Here is a 7,484-nt window from a genome sequence, read left to right on the forward strand (position 1 = left end):
ACGGTATTCCGGTTTATCCAATGGAAGATATGATGGAACAAATCCGTGTTCAACAAATCGAAGTAGCTATTTTAACTATTCCAGCTCGCAAAGCGCAAGAAGTTGTGAACAAACTTGCCGAAGCAGGGGTTAAAGGAATTCTAAACTTTACGGCTGCGCGTTTAGTAGCGCCACCTGAAGTATTAATTCAAAATGTTGACTTAACCAACGAATTACAAACATTGATTTATTTCTTACATCATGACAACGAATTGATTGACGAAGAAGAATAAGCAAAAGAAAAGGGCCTAGTCGTTTAGACGAAGGCCCTTTTCTTATTGAATTGCACCATTATGCAAAAGTAGTTGAACAATAATCACAATCGTATTCATGCCGCAATGGGCGATAATTGAGGTCCAAATTTTTCCAGTTTGCTTGTACAAAAGAGCAAAGAAAAATCCCATAAAGAAATAAACAAAAAAGTGACCATCGGCATGTGCGAGTGAAAAAATCGCCGAACTAACAGTAGCCGCAATCCAGAAATTTGTAAAAGGCTGGATTAAATGGATAAATGCATAACGAAAGACGAATTCTTCCATAATCGGACCACCGATAGTAGTTGCCAAAATAAATAAAGGATTTGCCAAAATCACCGCTACAATAGCTTGTGTATTTTGAGAAGTAGCTTGTTCTCCTGTGATGGCTACTTCAATGGCGAAAGTAACGCCTTGAATCAGCATGGCAATGAAAATCCCACTAACACCTAGTAAAAAAATAAAAATAGGTGATTTCAAGGTTGCTGTTTCCTCTAAAGGAGAAGGTTCTGTTGTTTTTAAAAAGATGCCAATCATTACAAGGGCACCAATAATGTAGAGAGCAGTTGTCACATTAATCGCTGCATTGGGAGAAATACCCGAAAAAAGTAACGGCCCGAAAAAAGCGATAATGTATGTGACTAAAATAAATAAACTTGATTTTCTTAAGGTCATGGTTAATCCTTTCTATAATTATTTTTTACGATTATTGCGATATCCTAATAAAAGAAAAACGAATAAGAAAAAGAAAAGAGATTCCCAAAGTGTCGAAACAATTCCTTCTGTGACACTGAAAACAAGATTTCCTAAATTCGCTATCACAAAATAAACGAAGGTTGCTATTAGTGCTGTAAGTAAACGTTGTTTCATTTTATTCGCCTCCAATCGTAGTCAACTTATTTTACCATGAATTAAAGGATTGGAAAAACATTCCATGAAAAAAGAATACGCAATAAAAAATGCGTATCTTATAATTGACAAGAAAAAGAGAGAAAAGACTTGCATTTTTAGAGTGAAATGAGTATTATAAATAGTGTGAGTTAGCACTCTTGTGTATCGAGTGCTAAAATAAGCGAAAACTTTTTATTTGGAGGGATTTATTGTGTTAAAACCATTAGGCGATCGCGTCGTAATTAGAGTCGCGAAAGAAGAAGAAAAAACTGTTGGAGGAATTGTTCTTGCATCCGTTGCAAAAGAAAAACCACAAACAGGTGAAGTTATCGCAGTAGGTGAAGGTCGTGTGCTTGAAAATGGCACAAAAGTTCCGATGGAAGTAAAAATTGGTGACACAGTAATGTTTGAAAAATATTCAGGAACAGAAGTGAAATACGAAGGCGTAGAATACTTAATTGTATCAGCCAAAGACATTATTGCCACTGTTGAATAATAAACAACTTTTACAGAATAATATAATAGAAGAAAAAAATTATGAGGTGAAGAAATCATGGCAAAAGAGATTAAATTTGCAGAAGATGCACGTGCAGCAATGCTACGCGGAGTAGATGTATTAGCAGATACAGTGAAAGTGACATTAGGCCCTAAAGGTCGTAATGTTGTTTTAGAAAAATCATTTGGTTCACCATTGATTACTAACGATGGAGTAACAATTGCTAAGGAAATTGAATTAGAAGATCATTTTGAAAACATGGGCGCAAAATTAGTTTCAGAAGTTGCTTCTAAAACGAATGATATTGCTGGTGACGGAACAACAACAGCGACTGTTTTGACACAAGCCATTGTTCGTGAAGGCTTAAAAAACGTAACTGCTGGAGCTAACCCATTAGGTATTCGTCGTGGGATTGAATTAGCAACAAAAACAGCAGTAGAAGAATTACACAATATTTCATCTGTAGTTGATTCAAAAGAAGCGATTGCACAAGTCGCTGCTGTTTCATCAGGTTCTGAAAAAGTCGGCCAATTAATTGCCGATGCAATGGAAAAAGTTGGTAACGACGGCGTAATTACCATTGAAGAATCAAAAGGGATTGAAACAGAATTAGATGTGGTTGAAGGAATGCAATTCGACCGCGGTTATTTATCTCAATACATGGTTACTGACAACGATAAAATGGAAGCTGTTTTAGAAAATCCATATATCTTAATCACCGACAAAAAAATCTCAAATATTCAAGATATCTTACCTTTATTAGAACAAATTCTACAACAAAGCCGTCCACTATTGATCATTGCGGATGATGTTGATGGAGAAGCTCTACCAACATTAGTATTGAACAAAATCCGTGGTACATTTAATGTTGTCGCAGTAAAAGCGCCAGGATTTGGTGACCGCCGCAAAGCGATGCTTGAAGATATTGCTATTTTAACAGGTGGTACAGTAATCACTGACGACTTAGGATTAGAGTTAAAAGACACAACTATTGAAAACTTAGGAAATGCTAGCAAAGTAGTTGTCGACAAAGATAACACAACAATTGTTGAAGGTGCTGGTTCAAAAGAAGCCATTGATGCCCGCGTTCATTTAATTAAAAACCAAATCGGCGAAACAACGTCTGATTTTGATCGTGAAAAATTACAAGAACGTTTAGCTAAATTAGCTGGCGGGGTTGCTGTCGTTAAAGTCGGTGCTGCAACTGAAACAGAATTAAAAGAATTAAAATTACGAATTGAAGATGCATTAAACGCAACACGTGCCGCTGTAGAAGAAGGCATGGTTTCTGGTGGTGGTACCGCACTTGTCAATGTAATTGGTAAAGTCGCTGCGCTAGAAGCTGAAGGCGATGTGGCAACAGGGATTAAGATTGTCGTTCGTGCATTAGAAGAACCAATCCGTCAAATCGCTGAAAATGCTGGCTATGAAGGATCAGTGATTGTTGACAAACTAAAAAATGTTGACTTAGGTATCGGATTCAATGCAGCTAACGGTGAATGGGTAAACATGGTTGAAGCCGGTATTGTTGACCCAACAAAAGTAACTCGTTCTGCCTTACAAAATGCAGCTTCCGTGTCAGCTTTATTATTAACAACTGAAGCAGTTGTTGCAGACAAACCAGAACCAGCTGCACCAGCTCCTATGATGGATCCATCAATGGGCATGGGCGGTATGATGTAAAAATAAAAAAAGTATTCTAAAAGCTTACGATTGAAAAATCGTAAGCTTTTTTTTACATAAAGAATAAATAATCTAAATAATATCTTTGCTTATAGTATTTTCTCAAATATTTACTCATTTAACAAAAAAGATGATAATTTAAAGGCTTCGTTTTAGCTAGACAGCCTTGTTTTTATTCGATAAAATTTAGTAATAACAATCATTTTTTGAAAACTAGTAGTTGGTAATTTTTATTTATTAATAGAATATAAATAAAAATTATTATATTTTGAAGGGGAATATTAGGAAGATTGAGGTGGAAAAATGGAAAAATATACAATTGGTGTCGTTCCTTTGACAATTGAAACAAAAGAATACTGTCAAAATTGGTTTGTTAGTAATCAAGTAGAATGTCAGATCATCCAAGGAACAAATATACTTCTTCATTTGCACCATATTGATGGATTAGTGATTGAAGTTACTGACCACCAGCAAGTAAATACTTGTTGTGAGTTATTAATGACGATTCGCAAGCAGTCAGATTTACCGATTTGGTTATTTTCTCGGACAGAAGTAATTAGTAAAGTCAATCGAATTATTTATTTACAATTAGGTGCAGATGGCGTTTTTGATCATTCTTATGATCGTCAAGAATGCATGTTAAGCATGAGTAATTTATTGCAACGTGTAAAAAGACGTTTTTATCCTAAATTAGTTAGTGCAAACGAGGAACAAACCGTTACTAAGAATCTTTCTGAGAGATTGTATTTAATTGCGCCAAATTTGAGTGTTTGCTTGGGAAGTGGAGAAGAAATTCTTTTAACAAAATTGGAATTTTTCACAATAGAGTATTTATACAAACACGCAGGACAAACAATTACATATGAAGAACTCTACAAAAATGTCTGGAAAGATACTGCGAATGAACGAAAATATCGTGTCGCTAATGTGATTTTCCATTTGCGTAAAAAAATTGAACAAGATGTGAACAAACCACAATATATCAAAACAATTCGCTCAAAAGGCTATATGTTAACGGTGTAAAAGGTACGAAGGAGGAGAAACAAATGTGGCAATTTTTGACTAAAAACAATGAAGATGAGGAGTATGAGAAGATGCCGGATTTTGAAAATGAACAATCTGGTAAAGCACAACCAAAGGTAACAGAGGAAGCAATCTTTGATGACGAGTTCGTTTATGCAAAAGAGCAATCCGCAAAAGTAAAACAGGTCCAGCAACAAGTGCCGACTGAACTGTCAGAAGAGTCATTTTCTTTTGTTGAAAAACTAGAAGAAGAAAATCAACTATATCAGCAATCCATTAAAAAGCTAACGGAGCAATTATTAATGCAAACCAATGAAGTGGAAGCATTACAAAAACAAGTAGTCGAAAAAGATGTTCAACTTAAACATGTTAAAGAAACATTAAGTGATAAAGAAACAACTATCACTTCTTTACAGAAACAATTGTCTGAAGAAAAGATGCAACAGAGACAGACCAGTGAAGAGAATTTAGACACAGCCGTTACGCTTTCTCAAAAAGAAATTGGCGAAGTGTTATTAGAAGCCAAACGTCAAGCAAAAGAAACAATTAGTCAAGCCAACCAACAAGTTGCAACAGTTCATGAAGAAATGGAACAACGTTTAGCAACTTTAACACGCATGAAGCAAGTGGCAAGAGAGTACCAAGCTTATTGTGAACAAATGCTGACAATCAAGAATGAATCAACAGGAACGTACCAACAGATAGAGCAATTATTAGCAGAAATAAAGAGGTAAATGAAGGAGAAATGCGATGAAAAAAAGAAAGGCAAGATATTTGAAGTTGGTATGTCTTGGAGTCTTAGGGACTTATGCTGGCGCCAGTTACTACAATTCGGAACCATTAATCGCTCAAGAGGAGACCGAAACGAGTCACGAAAACCGACAGCTAGTGCTGGAAGAAAAAAGAGCGGACCAAGTCAATCAAGACCAAGGAACTCTTACTTCTTCAACGCTGAACGAAACAGTAATAAGTTCGTCTGAACAACAAGAAAGTTCAATACAAGATGACAGCAGTGACCATCAGGAAAATAATGTGGAACCTTCAGAATCTGAAAATAGTTTACCGCCACAAGAAAAGCCAATTGCTAGTACTAAACCAACCGAATCGTTACAAAATGAGCAACCAGTATCTGAAGAGCGTAAAGCGCTCACTGAGAAGTCACCTCATAATCAGGAACCACAAAATTCTACATTAACTGAAAAGACCAAAGAGCCGTTGGTACATTCAGAGATAGACAATAGTCAAGAAAAGGAAAAGCAAGCAGGAATTCAACAACAAGCCGAGGCAAATTTTGTTGTTCAAGAGAATGCTTCTACTTCTGAGTTTATTAGAAAAATTGGTGAAGAAGCACGAGTTATTGGTCAGCAACATGATCTATACGCTTCTGTCATGATAGCTCAAGCTATTTTAGAAAGTGGCTCGGGCAATAGTGCGTTAGCAGCGCCGCCTAATTATAATTTGTTTGGCATTAAAGGCGCTTATCAAGGTCAAAGTGTCAGCTTTCCCACACAAGAAGATGATGGTAAAGGGAAGATGACCACCATTCATGCCGATTTTCGTCAGTATCCATCCTATAAAGAGTCATTAACAGACTATAGTAAATTAATCATCAATGGGCTGGCTGGTAATCCAACGTTTTATCACGGCGTTTTGAAAGCAAACACGACGAATTATCAGCAGGCAACAAAATTTTTAACAGGTCGTTATGCAACGGATACATATTACGATAAAAAATTAAACGCGTTGATTGAAACCTATCAATTAACTGAATACGATCAAGAAAAGAAGAAACCAGTAGTGACTAATTTGGCAGAAGAAAAGAAACCTTCGTTTGATAAGGAAGCAGTCAAAGAACAGCTAAAAAAAGAAGCAGTCATCTATGAAGTAAGCAAAGGAGATTCTCTCGCCACCATTAGCCAGACGTTTGGTGTGTCAGCAACAGCCATTTTAAAACAAAATTCAAAGACTCAAGAAATGTTTTATATTGGCCAAAAAATCACGATTCCTCAGCATACAGCGGCGACTTCTCTAGAACCGAAAGAACAAGCGTTACTTCAATCACTAATAATCAGTAAATCGGTGACTAATGCTTTGAAAACAGCAGAGCAATCAAATGGTAAAGCGAATGACTCAAAAACAGAGTCTACTGAGTATTATGAAGTAAAAAGAGGAGAGACACTCGCAAAAATTGCAAAAAAAACGGGCTATTCCTTAACCGCCCTCAAGCAGACAAATGACTTAACGTATTCTGTATTAACCGAAGGACAAACGATAGCACTTCCTAAGCTAAAGGACTAATGCTGATTTAACTTATTGGTTGATGGAGTCATATATTATTAGACGAAGAGAAGAGGAGAAGTTCATCCATGGATGAACTTCTCCTCTTCTCTTACTATGTTTTTCATAAATACTTAATAAATAGTAAAATTAGCAAGAGAATTGTGTCTTTACACAAAATAGATAGGTTTTCTTGCCGAAGTTTGATAAAATGATTAGTTGAAAGGATGCGTGAAAATTGAAAGAATTATTTCGTAAATACCGAGAAGTACTGGCTTATTTATTTTTTGGTGGTGCAACGACTGTCGTCAACTTAGTTGTGTTTTTTGTTTGTCAAAATGTGTTAGGGCTGGATTACAAGATAAGTAACACAATTAGTTGGTTTTTATCTGTTCTATTTGCCTTTTTCACGAATAAATATTGGGTATTCGCAAGTAAGCATGAAAGCATAGCTGGTTTTTTTAAAGAAATGGGCTTATTTTATTGGTACCGAATTTTATCTTTTGTGGCTGATATGGGTTTAATGATTCTCCTAATTGATGGCATTCATTTTTCATCATTTTGGGCGAAAATGATTACACAAGTTGTAGTAGTGATTTTAAATTATTTCTTCAGTAAATTTTTCATTTTTAAAGAAAAAGAGGTCTAAGCAGATTTTAGGCTAAAAAAAATTTTTTTGTTATAATATAACCTGAATAATTCATAGCTTTAATTCTTTGGCACATTTTATTGAAATATGTATCACTAATATCCCTATCAACTGATTTTGACTAAAAAGTTACTTCAAACATTCACTGTTCAAAAATATTGAGGAATAAATT

General features: G+C 35.5%; 8 protein-coding genes and 1 pseudogene. 7 read left to right on the forward strand and 2 right to left on the reverse strand.

All coding sequences use genetic code 11. The annotated features are described in order from the left end of the window. A pseudogene (locus KQI94_RS14765) lies at window positions 1–272 on the forward strand (redox-sensing transcriptional repressor Rex); the annotation flags it as partial. A gap of 42 nt (window positions 273–314) precedes the next feature. On the opposite strand, the gene KQI94_RS14770 reads toward KQI94_RS14765, so the two are convergent. Next, window positions 315–968, reverse strand: coding sequence for a type II CAAX endopeptidase family protein (locus KQI94_RS14770; protein ID WP_002356529.1), 654 nt, complete (start codon window positions 966–968; stop codon window positions 315–317). Window positions 969–986: 18 nt separating this feature from the next. Further along, entirely contained in the window at window positions 987–1,163 is a 177-nt protein-coding gene (locus KQI94_RS14775) for a hypothetical protein (RefSeq protein ID WP_002356530.1), read from the reverse strand. 232 nt (window positions 1,164–1,395) lie between these two features. Here KQI94_RS14775 and groES point away from each other — a divergent pair, with 232 nt between their 5' ends. From groES to KQI94_RS14805, 6 genes are all read left to right on the forward strand, one after another. Continuing rightward, on the forward strand, window positions 1,396–1,680 hold the full coding sequence (gene groES / locus KQI94_RS14780; RefSeq protein ID WP_002356531.1) for a co-chaperone GroES: 285 nt from the start codon (window positions 1,396–1,398) through the stop codon (window positions 1,678–1,680). 57 nt (window positions 1,681–1,737) lie between these two features. Beyond that, complete coding sequence (groL, locus tag KQI94_RS14785) at window positions 1,738–3,363, forward strand: chaperonin GroEL (protein ID WP_002362559.1); 1,626 nt, start codon at window positions 1,738–1,740, stop codon at window positions 3,361–3,363. A gap of 303 nt (window positions 3,364–3,666) precedes the next feature. Further along, on the forward strand, window positions 3,667–4,386 hold the full coding sequence (locus KQI94_RS14790; RefSeq protein WP_002368880.1) for a winged helix-turn-helix domain-containing protein: 720 nt from the start codon (window positions 3,667–3,669) through the stop codon (window positions 4,384–4,386). Window positions 4,387–4,409: 23 nt separating this feature from the next. Continuing rightward, entirely contained in the window at window positions 4,410–5,120 is a 711-nt protein-coding gene (locus KQI94_RS14795; protein WP_002368881.1) for a hypothetical protein, read from the forward strand. 16 nt (window positions 5,121–5,136) lie between these two features. Then, window positions 5,137–6,684: a glucosaminidase domain-containing protein gene (locus KQI94_RS14800; RefSeq protein WP_002368883.1), complete on the forward strand. Its 1,548-nt coding sequence runs from the start codon at window positions 5,137–5,139 to the stop codon at window positions 6,682–6,684. 217 nt (window positions 6,685–6,901) lie between these two features. Continuing rightward, the gene (locus KQI94_RS14805) at window positions 6,902–7,312 is read left to right on the forward strand and encodes a GtrA family protein (protein WP_002356537.1); all 411 of its coding nucleotides are present in this window, start codon (window positions 6,902–6,904) and stop codon (window positions 7,310–7,312) included. The last annotated feature ends 172 nt before the right edge of the window (window positions 7,313–7,484 follow it).

The sequence above is a fragment of the Enterococcus sp. S183_ASV_20 genome, from assembly GCF_018919685.1.
Classification (GTDB): domain Bacteria; phylum Bacillota; class Bacilli; order Lactobacillales; family Enterococcaceae; genus Enterococcus; species Enterococcus faecalis.